The organism is Methylococcus capsulatus str. Texas = ATCC 19069 (genome assembly GCF_000424685.1).
Classification (GTDB): Bacteria; Pseudomonadota; Gammaproteobacteria; order Methylococcales; family Methylococcaceae; genus Methylococcus; species Methylococcus capsulatus.
Genome location: NZ_AUKJ01000018.1, coordinates 115938 through 137782, shown reverse-complemented (window position 1 = coordinate 137782; position 21845 = coordinate 115938). Strand labels below are relative to the sequence as shown.

Here is a 21845-nt window from a genome sequence, read left to right as displayed (position 1 = left end):
GCTATGCGGTTCGGGGGCTGCGCGGCAGCGGCATGGCGGGGACTACGGCGTCCATTCCTCGCACCCGCTGCCGGAGAGAGACCCGGGGTTTCTTCCCCCGGTCGTTGGAAGGCGGATCGTTCAGCACGTCACGGGCGGCGGCTCGGGCAAGCTTGTTGAGCAGCGGGTCTTTCTCCCCGTCGGACTGGTCCGGCAACGGTACGGCAGAACAGGTGACGACTGGCTTGCCCTGGATGTTCGCCACCGGCGAGACGGTTTCCAGCGTGTGCAGGGTGATGGCGGGCAAGGCCGCCGGGCCTTCGGACGGCAGAACCGAATCGGCGGTATTCCCGCCCAGATACCGAACGCCCGGCACCGGTAAGCGCTCCCTGCCGACATCGCAAGATGCGCAGTCGTCCTGCTTTTCGCCGTGGCGCAGGATGACGATCTTGCCCGGAACGGCAAGCGCATGGGAACAAACCGCCAGCATCCCCGCCACCACTGCGAGGCGGTAGAATCCGGACCGCTTCTCGCCGCTTCTCATACCTCTCATCTGCAACCCCGCCTCCAGAAGGCTCGACCGGCATCAAGGAGACGCCATCGGCCCCATGGTAGCCGAGCTTCGACGCCGGATGTTACGAATGAATCCGCAAAGACATCCGTTTCCGTCAATCTGCCTTAACAAACGTCCGGTACCGTTCCTGCCGCGTTTGACCGCTTGGCTCCGCCTTTGGGAACGGGCCGGCGCCGACGAAATCTACATCGGCAGCGCGGACTGGATGACGCGGAACCTCGACCAGCGCGTCGAAGCAGTCGCGCCGGTGGAGGACCCCGCCGCCGTCCGCCACCTCGAGCAGGTGCTGGATTTCCTGCTGAACGACAACCGCCACGCCTGGGACCTGCAGCCAGACGGACGCTATCTGCAACGGCAGCCAGCGGAAGGCAAACCCGAACGAGCCGCGCAGTCGCTGTTGATGGAGGGCGCCCGGCTGGGCGGATTCCAGGCACGATCTTGACAGGGACGAGCGTTTGCCCCTTTATCGGGAAAATTGCCGACACACCCTCCTCGACCCGGAACTCCCCATGGCAAGCAAGAAATCCGACCCGAAAAAGACCGCGCCGGCCCCGGATGCAGCGGAACACACCCGCACCGGCATGAGCCCGGAAATTCTCAAGGCCGCCTTCATCGACAACCTCACACTGGCCGTGGGTCGCCCCCTGGAAACGGCGGTGCCCGAGGACTGGTACCAAGCCATCGCACTGTCGGTGCGCGACCGCATCATGCAGCGCTGGGTCCGCCAGTTCGAAAAACGCAATGCCCCCGACGTACGCCAGGTCGCCTACCTGTCGGCGGAATTCCTCCCCGGTCCGCATCTGGGCAACAGCCTGCTCAATCTCGGCATCACCGACAATGCCCGCGAGGCACTGGCCGGCCAGGACCTCGACCTGTACATTGGACTGGAGGAGGAACCGGGCCTCGGCAACGGCGGCCTGGGGCGGCTCGCGGCCTGCTATCTGGACTCCCTGGCGACGCTGCGATACCCGGCGACGGGCTACGGCATCCGCTACGAATTCGGCATCTTCGACCAAGCCATCAAGGACGGATGGCAGGTGGAGACCACCGACAAATGGCTGCTGCCCGGCAACGTCTGGGAAATCAAGCGGCCGAACTTCGCCCAGGTGGTCAAGATCGGCGGACATACCGAGACTTTTACCGACCAGCACGGCGCCTTCCGGGTGCGCTGGATACCGGACCGCGTGGTGGTCGGCGTACCCTACGACACACCCATCGTCGGCTATTTGTCCGACTCCTGCGTCCTGCTCCGGCTGTGGAGTGCGGAGGCGGCCCAGTCGTTCGACTTCGCCGACTTCAACCGGGGCGACTATTACGGCGCGGTGGAGGAGAAAGTCTTTTCCGAGAACATCTCGAAAGTCCTTTACCCCAACGATGAGCAGCTCGAGGGCAAGCGCCTGCGCCTGGAACAGCAGTATTTCTTCGTCGCCTGCTCGATCAAGGACATGATCCGCCTGTGCTTGCGGCGGGGCTCGACGCTGGAGCGCTTCCACGAGATGTTCTGTGTCCAGCTCAACGACACCCACCCGGCCATTGCCGTGGCGGAGCTGATGCGGCAATTGGTGGACAAATATGCCATGCCGTGGGAGCGGGCCTGGGACATCACCCGCCGGACCTTCTCCTACACCAATCACACGCTGTTGCCGGAGGCCCTGGAAAAATGGCCGCTGCCGCTGTTCGGCTCGGTGCTGCCCCGGCACCTGGAAATCGTCTACGAGATCAACCGCCGCTTCCTCGACGAGGTCCGCACCCGTTTCCCAGGGGACGAGGACAAGATCGCGCGGCTGTCGATCATCGACGAAAGCGGCGAGAAATACGTGCGCATGGCCAACCTGGCGATGGTCGGGAGCCACACCGTCAACGGCGTCGCGGAATTGCACTCCGAGCTGGTGAAGACCCAGCTCTTCCCGGACTTCCACGACCTCGACCCGAAGCGTTTCCAGAACGTGACCAACGGCGTCACGCCGCGGCGCTTCCTGGGGCTGAGCAATCCGGGACTGACCCGGCTGATCGACGGGTGCATCGGCGACAGCTGGCTGTCGGATCTGGACCGGCTCAGGGAGCTGGAGGCTTTCGCCGGCGATGCCGGGTTCCAGCAGGACTGGATGCGGATCAAGCTGGAAAACAAGAGCCGGCTGGCCAGGATCATCCGCGACCGCACCGGTGTCGTGGTCGACCCGACCTCGCTGTTCGACATCCAGGTCAAGCGCATCCACGAATACAAACGCCAGCACCTGAACGTGCTGCACATCATCACGCTGTACCAGCGCCTCAAGCACGATCCCAGACTGCAGATCACGCCCCGGACCTTCCTGTTCGGCGGCAAGGCCGCACCCGGCTATTACATGGCCAAGCTGATCATCAAGCTGATCAACGCCGTCGCAGACACCGTGAATCAGGACCCCGCGGTGCGCGATCTCATCAAGGTCGTATTCCTGCCGGACTACAACGTCAAGCACGCGCAGAACATCTACCCGGCGGCCGACCTGTCCGAGCAGATCTCCACCGCCGGCAAGGAGGCCTCGGGCACCGGCAACATGAAACTGTCGTTGAACGGCGCGCTGACCATCGGCACGCTGGACGGCGCCAACGTCGAAATCCGTGAAGAGGTGGGGGCGGAGAATTTCTTCCTGTTCGGCCTGACCTGCGAGCAGGCAGCCCGGCTCAGGGCCGACGGCTACAATCCCGGCGACTACTGCCACGGTGATCCGGAACTGCGGGGCGTCATCGAACTGATCGACAGCGGCCTGTTCTCCCACGGCGACAGGGAGCTGTTCCGACCGCTCACCGCGCACCTGCTGGAACGGGACGATTATCTGCTGATGGCCGACTATCGGCCCTACGTCAACTGCCAGCAGCAGGTGGGGCACGCCTACCGTGACTGTCAGCACTGGACCCGCATGTCCATCCTCAACGTCGCCCGCATGGGCAAGTTTTCGTCGGACCGGGCGGTACGGGAGTACGCGGCGAACATCTGGAAACTGAAACCCTTCACCCCCGACCCATGAAAGCGGAGGAGGCGCAGCCGTTTCAGCCGGAACCGGCGAACTTGCGCATCAAAGCCGCTCTCACGTGCCCTGGCACGAAGGCCGAAACGTCGCCGCCGAATTTGGCGATCTCCCGGATGACCGAGGAAGAAAGGAAGGCATAGCTTTCGCCGGGGGTGAGAAAGATCGTTTCGATCTCCGGTCCCAGCGAACGGTTCATGCCCGCCATCTGGAATTCGAACTCGAAATCGGACACGGCGCGCAGGCCACGCAGGATCACGGTGGCGCCATGAGTCCGGGCGCAGTCGACCAGCAGCGAGTTGAAACCCACGACTTCGACGTTGGGCATTTCGGCAACAGCCTCCCGGGCCAGTGCCAGACGCTCGCCGAAATCGAACAGCGGAGTCTTGGCCTTGCTCTCGGCCACCGCCAGGATGACACGGTCGAAGATGCGGCTGGCGCGGCCCACCAGGTCCGCATGCCCCAGGGTGATGGGATCGAAAGTGCCGGGATAGATAGCGGTGACGTTCAAACGGGAGATTCCTCGAGACGCTGATACAAACGGTAGGCGACGTCACCGCTGGCTTTTTCCCGCAGCAGCGTCCAGTTGGCCGGAATTCCGTCAGGCGCGGGTCCGGCCTCGGCTTCCACGTAGATTCTGGCGCCGGGCTTCAGCCAGCCGCCCTGTTCCAGTTTTCGGCAGCAGGGACCGACCTGGCCAGTGCGAAAAGGCGGATCCAGGAACACCAGGTCGAAGACTTCCGGGCGCCCCGAAAGGAATTTCATGGTTTCGGCACACACCACGGTGATCTGCCCCGCATTCAGCATCGCACAGGATTGTTTCAGTACCCTGCAGACCCTGGGATTGCGCTCGACCTGGATCACCCGCGCCGCCCCCCGCGAGGCCGCCTCGAAACCCAGCGCCCCGCTGCCGGCGTAAAGGTCGAGGCAGACCGCGCCTCCTATGTGCTGCTGCAGCCAGTTGAAGACGGTTTCCCGCACCCGGTCGGGGGTCGGGCGCAGGCCGGGCTCCGGCGCGAACCGGATCCGCCGGCTGCGCCACAGCCCGCCAATGATGCGCAGCTCATTGCGCACTTTCGGCTGCGGAATTCGCGCCCACCAGCACCGTCTGCAGCCGGTCCGGATGGATGCGCGCCTGCCAGACCCGACGGACATCGTCCTTGGTCACGGCCTCGATTTTCGGGATGTACGTCGCCAGGTAATCGAGCGGCAGGCCGTAGAACGCCATGGAGGCGATCTGCTCGACCAGTTTCTGGTTGCTGTCGAGCCGCAGCACGAAGCCGCCGACGATGTTCTTCTTGGCCGCATCCAGCTCCTTGTCGCTCGGCCCTTTGGCAATGAAATCCCTGAGCGTCTGCAGCAGCACGTTCAAGGCCTCGTCGGCCTTCTCGTTGCGGGTCTGCAGCCCCATCAGGAACGGCCCCTCGACCCGGAACGGATAGAAGTGGCTGTGGGCACTGTAGGACAGCCCGCGCTTCTCCCGCACCTCCTCGCTGATCCGCGACACCAGACCGCTGCCGCCGAGGATGTGGTTGCCCACGTACAACGGGAAATAGTCCGGATCGTTGATGCGCATGCCGGGCTGGCCGGAATACACGTGGGTCTGCTCGGAAGGGAAGGCGCGCCTGAGAGTCTGCGCTGGCTGATCCATCGGCACCGGCGGCAGAGGGGCGGCGGCCTCGCCCGGCGGCAGGGCCGACACCAGGTCGTCGGCGATCTTTTCCGCCTGCGCCCGCTCGATGTCCCCGACCAGCGCCACCACCGCGTTCCTGGCCACGTAGAACTTGCGGTAGAAGGCCTCCAGGTCGTCCCGGGTGAGCTTCTCCACGGTGGCGACATGGCCGTCCTTGGGGTGAGCGTACGGGTGATCGCCGTATACCGCCTTGAAGAAGGCGATACCCGCCAGGTCGGCGGGCGACTCTTCACGCTGGCTCAGCGCCAGCAGCACGCGGTTCTTTTCCCGCTCGAAATCCTCCGCCGCGAAGCGGGGTTTCGCCAGGATGACCCTGGCGGTCTCCAGCGCCGGCTGGAGCAGGTTGGGCTGGGTCAGGCTTCGCAGCGAGAGCGAGGCACTGTCACGGGAAATCCCGGTGCCCAGCACCGCCCCCACGCCGTCCAGGCGCTGGGCGATGGCGTCGGCATTCCAGTCGCCGGCACCGGTGTCCAGCACCGCGGAGGTCAGCGCGGCCAAGCCGAACTGCCCGCCATCGCGGGCACTGCCGGCGTCGAACACCACGCGGACGTCCAGCAGCGGCAGCCCCTGGGTCCGGGCGAAATACACCCTGGCCCCGTTGGCCGTAGTCCAGGTCTGGATTTCCGGCAAGGCGAACACACCCTGCAACGGCAGCAGGACGAACAAGAGAACGACGGCGAGGCGCTTAACGGACATGGCCGCCTCCCATGCCTTCGGGACCTTCCTGGATCTTCGCCCCTTCCGGGATCGGCTGTGGCTCGAGATGGGCGATGGTGAGCCCGTCGTCGATCAGGTATTTCCGGGCCACTTCACGCACCTGCTCGGCCGTCACGGCATTGATCTTGTCCACGTATTCCTCCACTTTCCGCCAACCCAGACCCACCGTCTCGGCCATACCGAGCTGCATCGCCTGATAAAACACCGAATCCCTCTGATACACGTTGCTCGCCAGCACCTGGGCCTTGACCCGGGCCAGCTCGTCCTCGGCGACCGGCTCCTCGCGCAGCCGGCGGACCTCTTCCAGCAAAGCCGCTTCCAGCTCCGCCACGGTCTTCCCCTGCGCGGGCGTTCCCTCGAGGCTGAACAGTGGCGACAGCCGGGCATAAAGATCGTAGCCGGCTCCGACGCCCGCCGCGATCTGCCGGCCCCGAACCAGGCGGCTGGTCAAACGCGCGCTGTTGCCGCCGTCGAGAATGCCGGCCGCCACTTCCAGGGCGTAGGCCTCCCATTCCGCGGCGGCAGTCTTGAGCGAGGGCACCTTGTAACCCATTTCCAGGTGCGGCAGCTTCGCCGGCACCTTGACCACCATCCGCCGCAAGCCGAGCTGGGGCACCTCGCCCTGCGGCTTCAGCGCCGGCAGCTTGGCCGGCTTGAGCGGGCCGAAGTGCTTCCTGGCCAGCTCGAACACCTCCCCGGGAGCGACGTCGCCGACCACCACCAGCGTGGCGTTGTTGGGCGCGTACCAGCGCTGATACCAGGCGCTCAGATCGTCCAGCGTGAGACCGGCCACGTCCTCGGGCCAACCGATCACGGGGTTGCGGTAGGGGCTGTCGGTGAAGGCGACCGCCTGGAAATGCTCTTCCATCCGTGCGTGGGGCTGGTCCTCGGTACGCAGCCGCCGCTCCTCGATCACCACCTGCTGCTCCTTGACGAATTCGTCCTGCAGCAGCCTGAGATTGCGCATCCGGTCCGCCTCCAGCTCCAGACTCACCGGCAGGCGGCTCCGCTCCAGGGTCTGGAAATAGGCCGTGTAATCCTGCCCGGTGAAGGCGTTTTCACTCCCCCCGTTTGCTGCGATAATGCGGGAAAACTCCCCCGGCGGATGCTTCTTCGTGCCCTTGAACATCATGTGTTCGAGCATGTGCGACACGCCGGTGATACCGCCGTATTCGTAGCTCGATCCGACCTTGTACCAGACCTGCGACACGGCGACTGGCGCACGGTGGTCCTCCTGAACCAGCACCTTGAGGCCGTTGGCCAGGGTGAATTCGTGCACCTGGGGCGGTGCCGCCGGCGCCGCCAGAGGCAGCGCCATGAGCAGAAATCCGAGTCTCGGTATCGACATTGAACTGAACTCCGTTGATGAAACGGCCGGCCTGGCCGTCGTGAAGCCGGGGCATTTTAACCCAACCGATTCTTGAGCGATGACGACGAATTCCAGCGGCAAACCGGCTGGCGGCATCTCCTGGCGTACCTATCTGGCCCTGTGCAAACTGAAAGTGGTGGGCCACATCGTGTTCACTGCCATCATCGGCATGTTCCTGGCCGTGCCGGGCGTGCCGCCGCTGGACACCGCCTTCTGGGCTTCGCTCGGCATCGGCTTCGCGGCCGCCTCGGCGGCGGCGCTCAACCATTTCCTCGACCGCCACGCCGACGCCGAGATGGCCCGGACCCAGAACCGTCCGCTGCCCTCCGGCGACATCCGTCCGGCTCAGGTCGTCGGCTTCGCACTGGTGCTGGGCATCGTCGCCATGGCGATCCTGATCGCCTTCGTGAACATGCTGACAGCCTTTCTGACCTTCCTGTCGCTGATCGGCTATGCGGTCATCTACACCGTCTATCTGAAGCGGGCCACCCCGCAGAACATCGTGATCGGCGGCGCTGCCGGAGCCGCGCCGCCGGTGCTGGGCTGGTGCGCCGTCACCGGATCGGTGCACCCCTACGCTCTGCTGCTGTTTCTGCTGATCTTCGTCTGGACCCCGCCGCATTTCTGGGCCTACGCCATCGCCAAACGCGACGACTACGCCAAGGTCGACATCCCGATGCTGCCGGTGACCCACGGCATCGCCTTCACCCAGCTCCACATCCTGCTCTACACCATCCTGCTGTTCCTGGCCGGCCTCATGCCCTATGTCACCGGCATGAGCGGTGAAATCTACCTGGCCGCCGCCCTGATCTTCGGCGGCATCTTCGTCTATTACGCCATCCGCCTGAAGCGCAAGGCCGATCCCCGCCTCGCCATGCAGACCTTCGCCTATTCGCTGGTCTATCTGGTGGGGATATTCTCCGCACTCCTGGTGGATCATTACATCGTGCTGTGAACGGTTGACGGGCCTTCCCGTCCAGTCGGCCCGGGAAAGCCTTCCTTCCGCCGGCGGGTTTGCGGCGGCTCGCGCCCGTCGCCCCTCGCCCGGCGTCCGGTGACGGCTGCCCATGCCCTTCGATTCGGATTACCATTCCCGGATTCTCCCCGATCGAGAAACGATGTACACCCGATTCTTCCGGCTCACCGACGCGCCGTTTTCGATCGCGCCGAACCCCCGGTTCCTGTACCCCAGTGCCAGACACCGCGAGGCTCTGGCCCACCTCATTTACGGCATCAAGGAGGAAGGCGGCGGCTTCGTCGCCCTCACCGGCGAAGTCGGCACCGGCAAGACCACCCTGTGCCGTTGCCTGATCGAACAGTTGCCGGAAAACGTCGACGTCGCCCTGATCCTGAACCCCCGCCTGGACGCACTGGAACTTCTCGCCGCCGTCTGCGACGAACTGCACATCGGCTATCCGCAGGCAGGCGCGAGTCTCAAGCTTCTGGTCGATTCCCTGAACGAGTACCTCCTCACCGCCCATGCCAAAGGGCGGCGCACGGTGCTGGTGATCGACGAGGCGCAGAATCTGAGCTTCGACGTGCTGGAGCAGATTCGCCTCCTGACCAATCTCGAAACCAGCGAGCACAAGCTCCTCCAGATCATCCTGATCGGCCAGCCGGAACTGACCCGGCTGCTGGAACAGAAGCGGCTACGGCAGCTCGCCCAGCGCATCACCGCGCGCTACCATCTGACGCCGCTCACCCGCGCGGAAACCATCGACTACATCCAGCACCGGCTCTCGGTCAGCGGCTGCCCCGCCCCGCTGTTCACACGCCCGGCGCTGGCGGCGGTTCACCGGCTGTCCGGGGGAATTCCGCGTCTGATCAACATCATCTGCGACCGGGCATTGCTGGGTGCCTACGCACAGGGCAAATTCCAGGCGGACCGCACCACCGTCCGGCGCGCGGCCCGGGAGGTCCTGCCACGGAACCTGCATCCCCGCTTCCTGCGGCGGCTGCTCCTGGGGGTGGCGGTCGTGGCCCTGAGCGGCGCGGGGATCGTCCTCATCGGCCGCACGCCCGGCGGCAACACCGCATCATCCGCGCAGGAAGCGCCTGCGACCGCACCGACCGCTCCACCCCGAGCCGCGCCGGAGACGGTCCTGCCGGCGGCAGCGACCGGCCGCGCCCGTTTCGAAGATCTGCTGAAATCGAAAGGCCGGGACGAATCCGCCGCCTTTGACCGGCTGTTCGCGCTCTGGCGAATCGAAGCAGGCGCCGGCAAGCCGTGCGCCACCGCAGAGCGCCAGGGTCTGCGCTGTCTCAGCGAGGATTCCGGCTGGCCGGGCCTGCGCCCGCTGAATCACCCGGCGGTGCTGGAATTCGCCCTCCCTGGCGGGGAAAAGCGCTACGGCACGCTGACCGGCATCGCCGGCGATCTGGCGACGGTGGAATTCGGCGGCGAGCCCGCGACCCTGCCGCTGACGGAAAACCTGCCGTTCTGGGAAGGCAGGTTCACGCTGCTGTGGCGTCCGCCGGCGGCGAATGTCACCGTACTCCGGCCCGGCGAATCGTCACCCGCGGTCAAATGGCTGCGCCAGCATTTTCCGGCAAAAAAGAGACCCGCCGACCCCCAGCGCTTCGACGAAGCCCTGAAAGCCCAGGTCGCCGCCTTCCAGAAACAGCACGGCCTGATTGTCGATGGTACCGTCGGGCCGCATACTTTCATCCGCCTGCTCAACGAAACGAAGGGCGCCGACGCGCCGCACCTGGAATGACCTCTTCGCCCGGTTAGATCGATGTCCTATATCCTCGATGCGCTCCGCAAATCGGAGCGGGAACGAAAACTCAGCCAAGCCGCCTCACTGGACAGCGTGATCTTCTCACCGGAACCGGTGCCTAGACGCCCCTGGCTGGCGTGGGTCCTGGGCGTAGTAGTCGTCGCCAACGTGGCGGCGTTGGGCTATTTTCTGGGACTCACCTCGGGCACCCCGCCGGCGCCCGACGCGCCGGCAAGTCAGTCGCCGCCGGCCTTGACCCGGGAAACTCCTTCAATGACGGCGCCCGTGGCGGCCACCCAACCGTCGCCCCCTCCTGCGGCGACGGTGCCGCCTTTCGCCCGCCGGCTCGGCGACGCCCCCCCCAGAGGACTCCATCCGCACCCGGCCGCACCGCCGGCGGCGGTCCGGCCCGTCGGCGGCAAGGGACCGGAAACCGAGACCGGAGAAGCGGCGGAAGAGGATGCCGGGGACGAAACGATGGCCGGCGAAATCGACGATGCGACCGAAGCGGAGGAGGAGGAGCCGGAAACCGAGGCTCCGGTACGGAAGGCACCGCCGCCCGCTCCGGCCACGCCCGCGCCAAGGCGGGATACGGTTCCCTTGCTCAGCGAAATGCCACCCTCCTTCCAGAGCCGGGTTCCGCAGCTCAAGATCAACTTGTTCGCCTACGGTCCGCACCCCGACGACCGCTTCGCCGTCATCAACATGAAACGACACTCGGCGGGCGATACCATCGCCGAAGGGGTGCGCCTGGAAAGCGTGGACGAATCCAGCCTGACCTTGGTCTTCGAAGGGCAACGCTTCCGCCTGGAACGCCCCTGATTCGGCTGCGGCTAGCCTGATCGAAAACCCCGGCTTTCATCCAAACGTCACCGAGTCTTAGCCAATCTGTCAATTCCGCTCCGTATCTTCTGCCGAACCTCTTTATCAAGTTCGCGGGAGATATACGTTGGGAGCACCGGAATCACGCACGAGTCGGCCGGGCCGGCTCACGGCATTCGTCGCGAGAGACGAAGCGACGATCGTTGCCGCACAGAAACTTCGCTACCGCGTCTTCGCCGAGGAAATGGGGGCGCGCCTGCACACGCCCATCGACGGTCTCGACATCGACGAATTCGACGCCTATTGCGACCACCTGGTGGTCATGGACAACCGCGAGCGACGCGTCATCGGCAGCACCCGTCTGCTGAGCGACAGCCAGGCCAAACGGCTGGGCCGCTTCTATTCGGAAGGCGAGTTCAGCCTGTCCGGCGTCCTCGCCCTGAAAGGACGATTCCTCGAGATCGGCCGCACCTGCGTGGATCCGAACTACCGTGGCGGCGCCGTCATCGCCTGCCTATGGGGGGCCCTGTCGGAATACGTCACCCAAGGCGGCTTCGACCACCTGATGGGCTGCGCCAGCATCCCGCCGGGCCCGAGCGGTTTCGCGGTGGACGCGGTCTACCGCAACGTCGGGGAAGAGCGACTGGGACCGGCAGAGCTGGGTGTCCGGCCCCGTCACCCTGTCCCCGCCTGGAAACGCTGCCAGCGCGACGAGAGCGGCGTCCCCCCCCTGCTGCAAGCTTATCTGCGGCTGGGCGCCTGGGTTTTCGGCGAACCCTGCTGGGACGAGGATTTCGACGTCATGGACGTCTTCGTCCTGCTGAAGATGGAACGCCTGCAAGGACGCTATGAACGCCACTTCGTCGGAGGCGAGCGGAATGCCGCGCTTCAGACAGGCCTATAGGGCCGTCCTGGTGGCGGTCGCCTGCCTGGGCGGCATGGCGGCCGTGGTGCTGCTGTTCCCCCTCTTGCGCGCCCTGGGAGAAAACCGCGCGCAGTGCCTGCGGGACAGGGTCCAGATGGCCTGGTTCCGCACCCTCCTGCTCATCCTCGGTGTGCACGTCGAACGCCGTGGCCGATGGAACCCCGACGCGCCGCTGTGGGTCGCCAACCACATTTCCTGGCTGGACATCGTCGTCATCGGCGCTCAGGCTCCGCTGACCTTCATCTCCAAACAGGATGTCGCCGGCTGGCCGGTGTTTGGTTTCCTCGCCCGTCGCACCGGCACCTTGTTCCTGCGGCGGGGCGACCGCGAAGATACCCAGCGGCTCGGCGAGCGGATGACCTGGCTGCTGCGCCAGAAACGCACCCTGCTGCTGTTCCCGGAAGGCACCAGCTCCAGCGGAGAGACCGTGCTGCGGTTCCATCCCCGTCTGTTCCAGCCGGCCAAACGCGCCGGCGTCGCAGTGCAGCCGGTCGCGCTGGCTTACCGGGGGGATGCCGGCAAAATAGCGCCGTTCGTCGGCGAAGCTGCGTTTCTTCCCCACCTGCTGAGGATGCTGGGGATTCCCCGGACCGTGGCCGAACTGAGTTTCGGCCTCGCCATCGACAGCGAACACCTCAACCGCGACGAACTGGCCCACGCGGCCCGCCAGACGGTCGTCGGCTGCCTGGGAAAAGGCGAAACACGGCGGCAGGTCGCCTGAATCGACGCCCTGACCGGTTGCCGGAGCTCAGCCGTCTCTGAGAGGACTTGCATCCATGGCGTTTTGGCCCGAAAATGCCAGCCATCTACGCAATCACGGCCCGCTGCAGGCACGCCTTGAGTCCAGGGAGCGGGCCGGTGATCACCTACGAGGAGCCGCCCAAGTGAGCAGTGACAAAATCCTTCATGTGACCGACGCCGAATTCGAAGACAAGGTCCTCAAGGCACCCGGACCGGTGCTGGTGGACTACTGGGCCGAATGGTGCGGCCCGTGCAAGATGATCGCTCCCATCCTCGACGAGATCGCCGGCGAATACGAAGGCCGCCTGACCGTCGCCAAGCTCAACATCGACGACAACCCGGCGACCCCGCAGCGTTACGGTGTGCGGGGCATCCCCACCTTGATGGTATTCAAGGGCGGTGAAGTGGTCGCCAGCAAGGTGGGCGCATTGACCAAATCCCAGCTCGCGGCCTTCCTCGAAGGCAATATGTAACCTCCCGGGCATTCGCCGTCATTCCCCGGAGCGAATGCCCCTTTCGTCCGAAGCATCGAGCACCCCGTTTTTTCCCCTGACCCGGCAGCGTTCTGTCGGATTGACCCTGACCCCGAGTCCAGCGGCCTTCCTGGCCAATTCTCCCGGACTTTTCCCATACCCCGATAATTCCTCAATGGAAACGCATGAACCTCACTGACCTCAAGCGCAAGCCCGTATCCGAACTGATCGAAATCGCCGAATCCCTGGACATCGAAGGCGTCGCCCGAACCCGCAAGCAGGATCTGATCTTTTCGATCCTGAAGAAACTGGCAAAAAGCGGCGAAGACATCTATGGCGACGGGGTGCTGGAAATCTTGCAGGATGGCTTCGGATTCCTGCGCTCGCCGGACAGCTCCTTCCTCGCCGGACCCGATGACATCTATGTCTCGCCGAGCCAGATCCGGCGCTTCAGCCTGCGCACCGGCGACACCATTTCCGGCAAGATACGGCCGCCCAAGGACAGCGAGCGTTATTTCGCCATGCTCAAGGTCGAGCAGATCAATTACGAACCTCCGGAAAACGCCAAGCACAAGATCCTGTTCTCGAACCTGACGCCGCTGTTCCCGGTCCAGCGTTTCGTGCTGGAACTGGGCAACGGTACCACGGAAGACCTGACCGCCCGGGTGATCGACCTGGTCGCCCCCATCGGCAAGGGTCAGCGCGGCCTGATCGTATCACCGCCGAAAGCCGGCAAGACGATGATGCTGCAGAACGTCGCCCATTCCATCGCAGAGAAGAATCCCGAGTGCTATCTGATCGTGCTGCTCATCGACGAACGGCCGGAGGAAGTCACCGAGATGCAGCGCAGCGTCAAGGGCGAGGTCGTCTCCAGCACCTTCGACGAGCCACCCGCACGGCATGTCCAGGTCGCCGAAATGGTCATCGAAAAGGCCAAGCGTCTGGTCGAACACAAACGGGACGTGGTCATCCTGCTGGATTCCATCACCCGCCTGGCACGCGCCTACAACACGGTGGTGCCGTCCTCGGGCAAGGTGCTGACCGGCGGTGTCGACGCCAATGCCCTGGAACGTCCCAAGCGCTTCTTCGGCGCGGCCCGCAACATCGAAGAAGGCGGCAGCCTGACCATCATCGCCACCGCCCTCATCGACACCGGCTCGCGCATGGATGAAGTGATCTACGAAGAATTCAAGGGCACCGGCAACATGGAACTGCACCTCGAACGCAAGATCGCGGAGCGGCGCATCTACCCCGCCATCAACATCAACCGTTCGGGCACCCGTCGCGAAGAATACCTCGTCGATCCGGACGAACTGCAGAAAAGCTGGATTCTGCGCAAGATATTGCAGCCCATGGACGAAATGGCGGCCAACGAGTTCCTGCTGGGCAAGCTCAAGGACTCGAAGACCAACCGTGAGTTCTTCGACATGATGAAACGCTAAGGCACCGGCTTCCAGCGCTCCCGGATCAGAACCGCCGGGGATCCGGGATCCCGCATCACCGGGGTGGCAACGAGCCCCGGGATGCGCTCCGGCGCCAGGAGCATCGCGGCATCGATGCGGTCCGAGTCGCCCGCCTCCCGGAAATAGCCCAGGAAACCGAAGCGGTTGACCGCTTCGAGCCGGTCTATCCTGCCCACCCAAAGCGGGACGCCGTCTTCCGCCAGCACGAACCGGCTCGGCCACAGCCGCAGCACCGTCCAGCGCCCGCCGTGTTCGGGCCGCAACATGCGCAAGGCGTCTTCGCTGTCCTCGTTGAAACGCGCCAGCACCGGCCATTCCTCCGGTTTCGCCCGCGGGTTGAACCATTGCAGCGCCGACTGCCAGGACAATGGCGCCGCCATCCGCCAGCCCAGCTTTTCGAGGTTCTCCCGCGCGCCATTCAGGGAGGTCGCCCACTGAATCGGCAAAGGCTGGTGCGGTCGCCCCAACGGCTGCAGCCGGTAAGCCGGCAGCCGTTTCCAGCCGTCCGCGAGCCACTCGGCGGTCGTCATCCGGCGAACGAGCGGGGCATGCACGAATTCCGCCGGACCGTGCCGCACGGCTGCGGCCGCCAGCACCAGCGCCAGACAAACCGTCACCAGCGCCGCAACAGCCGGCGATGCCGCCTTCGCTTCGCAATGCCTGCGGCAGGCGATTCCCAACGGAACCGTCCATGACAGACCGATCGCCAGGGCGAACAGGACCTGGGGTATTTCACTGTGTTCCAGGTAAATACGGGCGAATCCCAAGGCCGCGACCAGCGCCGCCGCCGCCGCGTACGCCACCCATCCCCCGACCCTCCGGAACGCCGGCGCCACGAGAACCGCGACAAAGCCGGACGCCACGCCTCCACGCAACACATGACCATCGAACGCCGGCAGGACGAACCCATGGTCTCCCAGCCAGCCCAACGACAGCGCGAAGACCGTCGCGATCAACCAGTGGGCAAGGGCGACGAACCAACGCTGGAAGCCGAGCCAGAGCGCCAGTACGCCGAATCCGATCAGCAGGGTTTCACGGCTCCCCAGCGACTCCAGCACCGTGAAACCGTAATCCGCCGCCGGCGTGCGCCATGCAGCGAATGAAACGGGCAACGGAGGAACCGTGAACGACCGCCCCAGGGCGAAAACCACCGCGAAAATGAGACCACCGACCAGCGCCAGCCCCCCGTAGTCCCGCCGCTCGGAATCGAGCAACGGCAGCGTGATGCGACCGAGCAGACGGTGCTCTCCGGCGATGCGGAACATCAGCAGGATCAGGTCGCGGGCTCTGGGCTGCAGGAACGCATAGACACGCACCGTCGCCCACACCGCGAACCACAGCAAAGCGATGAGCCCGAGCCCGAGCCCGACCAGCCGGGCCGTCGTTCCCGAGGCCAGTTCCAGCGATGCCCCGAACAGGACCCCCGGGGCCAGGAATACGGGAACCCACAGGGCCGCCGCCACGGCGCTGTAGCCGACGAAGCGGCCTGCCGGCATGCCGGCCATGCCGGCCACCAGGGGTACGATACCGCGCACGGCGCCGAAGAACCGGCCGAACAGGACGCCATGGCCGCCGTAACGCCGGAAGAAGTGGGCCCCCCGCTCCAGCACCGCCGGGAACCGGCTGAAAGGCCAGACGGTCCGGATCCGCTGACCATGGCGCCAGCCCAGCCAGAAACTGATGCCATCCCCCAGGAGCGCGCCACTCAATGCCCAGACATACGTCGAGACGAAATCCATCGAGCCGCCGCCCACCAGCGTACCGAAAGTAAAGATCAGGACCGTGCCGGGCAGCAGCAGGCCCACGACCGCGAGCGATTCGGCCAGAACGATGGCGAACACCGCCAGCCCAGCGAGATGCGGGTGCTGGCCAACCCACAGATGGACGGCTTCCAGGCTCAAAGTCCGGCGAATACCCGCTCGGCCGCGGTGAGGGTGCGGTCCAGGATCTGGTAGTCGTGGGCCGCGGACACGAAGCCGGCCTCGAAAGCCGAAGGCGCGAGGTAGACCCCCTCTTCCAGCATGCCGTGGAAAAACCGCCGGAAACGCTCCTGGTCGCAGGCCATGACCTGATCGAACCGGCTCACCCCTTGCTGTTCGGTGAAGAACAGGCCGAACATACCCCCGACCCAGTTGACGCATAGGGGAATCCCCGCCTGCTCGGCCCGGACCCGCAGTCCCTCCGCCAGATGGCGGGTCTTTTCCGCCAGCTCATCGAAAAACTTCGGCTGCGAGATCAGCTCCAGCGTCTTCAGTCCCGCCGCCATGGCCACGGGGTTGCCCGACAGCGTCCCGGCTTGGTAAACCTGCCCCACCGGCGCGAGCTGCTCCATGATGTCGAGCCGGCCACCGAAAGCCCCGACCGGCATGCCACCGCCGATGACCTTGCCCAGCGTCGTCAGATCCGGGCAAATACCGTAATGCGCCTGGGCGCCGCCCAGCGCCACCCGGAAGCCGGTCATCACTTCGTCGAAAATCAACACCGCGCCGCTGGCGTCGCAGACGTCGCGCAGGGTCTCCAGGAAGCCCGGAACCGGCGGTACGCAGTTCATGTTGCCGGCCACGGGTTCGACGATGATGCAGGCGATCTCGGCGCCGTGACGCGCGAAGACGTCCCGCACTGCGGCGGCATCGTTGTAAGGCAGGACGAGGGTGTGTTCCGCCAGGCTGGCCGGCACACCGGGCGAGCTGGGCGCGCCGAGGGTGAGGGCGCCGGAACCGGCTTTGACCAGGAGTGAATCGGAATGGCCATGGTAACAGCCCTCGAATTTCACGATCTTGTCGCGACCGGTGTATCCGCGCGCCAGTCGGATGGCACTCATGGTCGCCTCGGTGCCGGAACTGACCATCCTCACCCGGTCCAGCGAGGGCATCAGCGCACAAACCGTCTTCGCCATGGCCGTCTCGGCCAGCGTCGGCGCGCCATAGCTCAGACCCCGGTCGACCGCGGCATGCACCGCCGTCAAGACCTCCGGATGGGCATGGCCAAGTATCATCGGTCCCCAGGAACCGACGTAATCGATATAGGCCTTGCCATCCACGCCATAGACGTAAGGGCCTTCGGCGCGATCGACGAACACCGGCGTCCCCCCCACGCCGCGGAAGGCGCGGACCGGAGAGTTCACCCCGCCGGGAATGAAACGGCAGGCATCGGCGAAGAGAGTGGTCGAATCGAGCATGAACGGGGTTCTCCGAAAAAGGTCGAAATCAAGCCTTGGGCAGGGTGACACCGGTCTGGCCCTGGTATTTGCCGCTGCGGTCGCGATAGGAAGTTTCACAGACGTCGTCGGCGCCGAGGAACAATACCTGGGCAACGCCTTCGTTAGCGTAGATCTTCGCCGGCAGGGGCGTGGTGTTGGAAAACTCCAGGGTCACGTGCCCCTCCCATTCCGGCTCCAGGGGCGTGACATTGACGATGATGCCGCAGCGGGCATAGGTCGATTTACCCAGGCAGATGGTCAGGACGTCGCGGGGGATACGGAAGTACTCCACGGTCCGAGCCAGCGCGAATGAATTGGGCGGAATGATGCACACGTCCGAGACCAGGTCGACGAAGCTGTTCTGGTCGAAATTCTTGGGATCGACGATGGCCGAATTGATGTTGGTGAATATCTTGAATTCGTTGGAACAGCGGACGTCGTAGCCGTAACTCGAGGTGCCGTAGGAGATGACGCTGGAACAATCGCCGTGGCGGACCTGATGCGGCTCGAACGGTTCGATCATGCCGTGCTCCCGCGCCATCTTCCGTATCCAGCGGTCTGATTTGATACCCATGTCGATGCGGTCAGTTGTTGACGACAGTGATGGTGGGGAAGCGGCCGCTGTAGTCCTTGGCCTTGAGCGCCAGCCGCGCCGCGACCTTGCGGGCGATGCTCCGGTACATCCGGGCCGGCTCGCTGTCCGGCGCCGCGATCACGGTCGGCCGCCCGCCGTCGGCGTCTTCGCGGATGCTGCGGTCCAGCGGCAACTGGCCGAGCAATTCGGTGCCATACTTCTGCGCCATCTTCTCGCCGCCGCCCTCGCCGAAGATCGGTTCGGCGTGTCCGCAGCGGCTGCATACATGGACGCTCATGTTCTCGATGATGCCGAGCACGGGGATACTGACCTTTTCGAACATCTTGAGGCCCTTCTGGGCGTCCAGAAGAGCGATGTCCTGCGGGGTGGTGACGATGACGGCGCCGGACACCGGGATCTGCTGCGCCAGCGAAAGCTGAATGTCCCCGGTGCCGGGCGGCAGGTCGACGATCAGGTAATCGAGGTCCTCCCACAGGGTATCGTTCAATAGTTGCTGCAAGGCGCCGACGACCATCGGGCCGCGCCAGATCATCGGGGTGTCCTCGTCGATCAGATAGCCGATGGACATGGATTGGAGACCATGCGCAACGATGGGGTGGATCTTCCTGCCCTCCGTTTCGGGCCGCCCGGACACGCCCAGCATCAGCGGCTGACTGGGACCGTGGATGTCGGCGTCGAGAATACCGACCCGCGCGCCTTCGCCGGCCAGAGCCAGGGCCAGATTGACCGCCGTGGTCGACTTGCCGACCCCTCCTTTGCCCGAAGCGACGGCAATGATATTCCGCACCCCCGGCATCGGCTTCAGGCCCTTCTGTACCGCATGGGAGACGATTTCCGAGACGAGGTCGATCTCGACCTCGGCGGCGCCGACCGCCGCGCGGATCGCGGCTTTCGCGGCCTGCGCCAGTTCATCGCGGCAGGAACCGGCGGGATACCCCAGCGCAATGCGAAGACTCACGCGGTCGCCGTCCACGCTTATCTTTTTCACCGACTTGGCGGCGAACCAATCGACGCCGAGATTGGGATCGACGAAGTTTTTCAGAGCGGCTTCGACATCCGCCTGGGTAACGCTCATTCTCGAGGGCTCCTGACCAGAAATTTCCAGTATGGGTTCCCTGTAGTTTACCCGCAAACGGTGCCGAAAGACCGGGTAACACCGGTCGGCGACACTGCATTACTCGCCACACGCCTTTACCTGCCCGGCGATTTCACATAAGTTGTGGCGATGGCGGTCTGACCGCCCCGAGAAAGAGGACACCGACTCATGAGCAACTTGCCGGCCGGGCTGAAATACGCCAAGACCCACGAATGGGCCCGCTTGGAAGCGGATGGAACCGTCAAGGTCGGAATTTCCGACCATGCCCAGGAAGCGCTGGGGGATCTGGTCTATCTGGAACTGCCGGCCGTCGGCCGCCGCGTCCACGCCGGCGAGGCCTGTGCGGTGGTCGAATCGGTGAAAGCGGCAGCGGACGTCAACAGCCCCTTGAGCGGAGAGATCGTCGCTCGCAACGAGGCTCTGGCCGACGCGCCGGAACGGGTCAACCAGTCGCCCTACGAGGCCTGGCTGTTCGCCGTGAGACCCGACGACATCGGGGAAATGGACCAGCTGCTCGACGCCGAGGGTTACCGGACCATCGCCGAAGAGTGAAAAGAGACCGCCCGGTCACCAGGCTCCGTGGAACGCGGCGTTAGACCGGACGGCACGGCCTTCGGCCCGGTTCCGTGGAGTCTAAGGGGAGAGGAGGCTCTTCACCGCGTCGTATTTCGGCGCGCCGCCCTGATCGCGGTATTCGAGCAATCCCCACGCCCCCCACTTCGAATAGGGCTCCACGCTGTTCCACAGATTGTAGAGTCCGCCGCCCGCGGCGCTCCAGTCGTTCAGGTGCCGGCTGTAGACCGGGCCCATGCGGCCGTCGCGGTTGGCGGCGACGAACAGATCGGTGACCGCATTGTCGTCGACCACCGCGCCGACACCCGCCAGATGTTGCCCACCCTCATAGGCGACCAGCTCCAGCCCGTATTCCGCGGCGACGGCCTTGTACTGCAGCATCTGCCGCCTTGCGTCCTCCAGCGCACCGCCGGCCGGCCCGTTGACGAAGGAACCGCCCTGCAGGAGCTCGGCGAACAGGCTGGCCAGCCCGCCGTCCGCCTGACCGGTCCACGCGTCCACGACCGTCCGATTCTCCGGCAGACCGAGGTAATAGCCGAAATAGGGAGCAATCGCCAGCGCGCGGATGCCGTGCTGCACGCACGAGGCTCCGCCGTTTTCCGCCGCCCATAAAGGACAGTCCAGCGCCTGCCTGGCGGTCCAGGGATTGGCCGCCTGGGCGCCCAGGACGCACACCACCCGGCTGAACGATGCACCCCAGACCGCCTTCCAGATGTCGCAGATCTGGGCGGTGCGCATGCCATACCATTGCAGGCGCTTGCCGAAGGGTGTGTCGCTGGCGCCGGCCCAGCGCGTGAGTGCCTGATTTTCCATCCAGCTCCCGGCGGAAAACGCACCGTTCCAGGCCTCGTTGCTGTACTCCACGTACACCTTCCGGCTTGCCGCGAGCGTGTTCTTCACCAGAGTGGCGAAACTGCGCACATAGCCGTCGTCCGCATGGGTCGGCATGTTCACCCAGATGTCGGCACCGAGCTGATTGCCGAGCGCCACCGCCATCTCCACCGGCCCGCCGTCGCCGCGCTCGGACACCCAGGTGACGTCGTCGGGCAGGGTGCGGTCGGCCCACAGTTCGACCTGCGAGTCGTTGGTGTTCTGGAACGCCATGAAGCGGACGGCCTTGAAACCCGCCAGATTGCGCAGGAAGCGAGGGTCGAACGGTTGAGTCGGGTAAACCTGCTCGAACGACCGGCACGAGCCGCCGCTTGCACAGCCGCTCTGTGCCGCCGAGGGGTCGCAGTACGCCGCCGGATCGTTGCTGCAGACCCCGCCGGCCTGCAGCAGGCGCAGGTTCCTGATGTGATTCCCGGTCTTGTTGGGATCGGTGGCCTTGATGGAGACCTGGATCCAGGTCTGGATGCCGTCGGTCGAGACGTCGATGACATCCCGGCCCGGCGAGGACAGCGAGGCATTCCTGCTCGCGCCGCGGCCGTATGCCAGGGTGCCTTCGCCGTCATAAAGGACGATGAACCGTCCGGCCGGGGTGGCGGAATTCAAGCCGGTCGGGACCAGGGTCGCGACCGATGTGTAGTTGGTGCCGCTAGCCGCCCCCTGGGCGGGATCGGGCAGCGAACGCGGGTAGCCGTTCGAATCCAGAATCAGCTTGGCCTGCTCCCTCGTGTTCCAGGAGCTGCCGCCCGCTTCGACGAAGGTGCTGCAGTTCGGATCCTGGTAGGCGTCGCACTGGGTCAGCCACGGTTCGGACAGCTTGAACAGATTCAGGAACGGCACCTCGGTCCCGTAGTAGGAAAGCCCGGTGACGTTGATGCCGATCGGGTTGGCCGCCGGACCCGGCGTCGGCGTCGGCGTCGGCGTCGGCGTCGGCGTCGGCGTCGGCGTCGGCGTCGGAGTCGGAGTCGGAGTCGGAGTCGGAGTCGGAGTCGGAGTCGGAGTCGGAGTCG

The 21845-nt window shown here is 65.2% G+C and carries 20 protein-coding genes; 10 read left to right on the top strand and 10 right to left on the bottom strand.

Annotated features, from left to right (window positions below; genetic code table 11):
- Position 1 precedes the first annotated feature (1 nt).
- On the bottom strand, positions 2-523 hold the full coding sequence (locus tag H156_RS0106755; protein WP_017365935.1) for a hypothetical protein: 522 nt from the start codon (positions 521-523) through the stop codon (positions 2-4).
- A gap of 97 nt (positions 524-620) precedes the next feature.
- Between H156_RS0106755 and H156_RS0106750 the strand changes: the two genes are divergently transcribed.
- Positions 621-995, top strand: coding sequence for a hypothetical protein (locus H156_RS0106750; RefSeq protein WP_017365934.1), 375 nt, complete (start codon positions 621-623; stop codon positions 993-995).
- Between the two features lie 67 nt (positions 996-1062).
- Positions 1063-3561 (top strand): glycogen/starch/alpha-glucan phosphorylase, encoded by a 2499-nt coding sequence (locus H156_RS0106745; protein WP_017365933.1) that lies wholly within the window; start codon positions 1063-1065, stop codon positions 3559-3561.
- 22 nt (positions 3562-3583) lie between these two features.
- Here the strand turns inward: H156_RS0106745 and coaD are convergent, their stop codons facing one another.
- The 4 genes from coaD to H156_RS0106725 are packed head-to-tail and all read right to left on the bottom strand — an operon-like array spanning position 3584 to position 7319.
- Positions 3584-4072: a pantetheine-phosphate adenylyltransferase gene (gene coaD, locus H156_RS0106740; RefSeq protein ID WP_010959438.1), complete on the bottom strand. Its 489-nt coding sequence runs from the start codon at positions 4070-4072 to the stop codon at positions 3584-3586.
- On the bottom strand, positions 4069-4635 hold the full coding sequence (rsmD, locus tag H156_RS0106735) for a 16S rRNA (guanine(966)-N(2))-methyltransferase RsmD (RefSeq protein ID WP_010959437.1): 567 nt from the start codon (positions 4633-4635) through the stop codon (positions 4069-4071). The genes coaD and rsmD overlap by 4 nt, the downstream gene beginning before the upstream one ends.
- Positions 4625-5950 carry a M16 family metallopeptidase gene (locus H156_RS0106730; RefSeq protein ID WP_017365932.1) on the bottom strand — a complete coding sequence of 442 codons (1326 nt, stop codon included), beginning with the start codon at positions 5948-5950 and terminating at the stop codon, positions 4625-4627. Before H156_RS0106730 ends, rsmD begins: the two co-directional genes overlap by 11 nt.
- A complete protein-coding gene (locus H156_RS0106725) occupies positions 5940-7319 on the bottom strand; it encodes a M16 family metallopeptidase (RefSeq protein WP_017365931.1) in 1380 nt (459 codons plus the stop codon). Before H156_RS0106725 ends, H156_RS0106730 begins: the two co-directional genes overlap by 11 nt.
- Before the next feature lie 79 nt (positions 7320-7398).
- On the opposite strand from H156_RS0106725, the gene cyoE reads away from it, so the two are divergent.
- The 7 genes from cyoE to rho all read left to right on the top strand — a co-directional run bounded on the left by cyoE (position 7399) and on the right by rho (position 14463).
- Complete coding sequence (gene cyoE, locus H156_RS0106720; protein WP_010959434.1) at positions 7399-8295, top strand: heme o synthase; 897 nt, start codon at positions 7399-7401, stop codon at positions 8293-8295.
- A 163-nt stretch (positions 8296-8458) separates the two neighbouring features.
- Positions 8459-10057 (top strand): ExeA family protein, encoded by a 1599-nt coding sequence (locus H156_RS0106715; protein WP_017365930.1) that lies wholly within the window; start codon positions 8459-8461, stop codon positions 10055-10057.
- Between the two features lie 21 nt (positions 10058-10078).
- Positions 10079-10882, top strand: a complete 804-nt coding sequence (locus H156_RS0106710; RefSeq protein ID WP_017365929.1) for a general secretion pathway protein GspB — start codon at positions 10079-10081, stop codon at positions 10880-10882.
- Positions 10883-11009: 127 nt separating this feature from the next.
- A complete protein-coding gene (locus H156_RS0106705; RefSeq protein ID WP_017365928.1) occupies positions 11010-11786 on the top strand; it encodes a GNAT family N-acetyltransferase in 777 nt (258 codons plus the stop codon).
- On the top strand, positions 11761-12528 hold the full coding sequence (locus tag H156_RS0106700; RefSeq protein ID WP_017365927.1) for a lysophospholipid acyltransferase family protein: 768 nt from the start codon (positions 11761-11763) through the stop codon (positions 12526-12528). Before H156_RS0106705 ends, H156_RS0106700 begins: the two co-directional genes overlap by 26 nt.
- Positions 12529-12691: 163 nt before the next feature.
- The gene (trxA, locus tag H156_RS0106695; protein ID WP_010959429.1) at positions 12692-13021 is read left to right on the top strand and encodes a thioredoxin TrxA; all 330 of its coding nucleotides are present in this window, start codon (positions 12692-12694) and stop codon (positions 13019-13021) included.
- A gap of 185 nt (positions 13022-13206) precedes the next feature.
- Complete coding sequence (gene rho, locus H156_RS0106690) at positions 13207-14463, top strand: transcription termination factor Rho (protein WP_010959428.1); 1257 nt, start codon at positions 13207-13209, stop codon at positions 14461-14463.
- Here rho and H156_RS0106685 read toward each other — a convergent pair.
- Genes H156_RS0106685 through apbC form a run of 4 tightly spaced genes read right to left on the bottom strand, consistent with a single transcriptional unit; the run spans position 14460 to position 19353 of the window.
- Complete coding sequence (locus H156_RS0106685) at positions 14460-16385, bottom strand: VTT domain-containing protein (RefSeq protein WP_017365926.1); 1926 nt, start codon at positions 16383-16385, stop codon at positions 14460-14462. The genes rho and H156_RS0106685 overlap by 4 nt on opposite strands.
- Complete coding sequence (gene hemL, locus H156_RS0106680; protein ID WP_017365925.1) at positions 16382-17662, bottom strand: glutamate-1-semialdehyde 2,1-aminomutase; 1281 nt, start codon at positions 17660-17662, stop codon at positions 16382-16384. Before hemL ends, H156_RS0106685 begins: the two co-directional genes overlap by 4 nt.
- A gap of 28 nt (positions 17663-17690) precedes the next feature.
- Complete coding sequence (gene dcd, locus H156_RS0106675) at positions 17691-18257, bottom strand: dCTP deaminase (RefSeq protein ID WP_010959425.1); 567 nt, start codon at positions 18255-18257, stop codon at positions 17691-17693.
- Positions 18258-18267: 10 nt separating this feature from the next.
- Positions 18268-19353, bottom strand: a complete 1086-nt coding sequence (apbC, locus tag H156_RS0106670; RefSeq protein WP_010959424.1) for an iron-sulfur cluster carrier protein ApbC — start codon at positions 19351-19353, stop codon at positions 18268-18270.
- A 189-nt stretch (positions 19354-19542) separates the two neighbouring features.
- Between apbC and gcvH the strand changes: the two genes are divergently transcribed.
- Complete coding sequence (gene gcvH, locus H156_RS0106665; protein ID WP_010959423.1) at positions 19543-19926, top strand: glycine cleavage system protein GcvH; 384 nt, start codon at positions 19543-19545, stop codon at positions 19924-19926.
- Positions 19927-20007: 81 nt separating this feature from the next.
- Here gcvH and H156_RS17225 read toward each other — a convergent pair.
- On the bottom strand, positions 20008-21845 hold a 1838-nt coding region (locus tag H156_RS17225), incomplete at its 5' end, for a cellulose-binding protein (protein ID WP_211221992.1).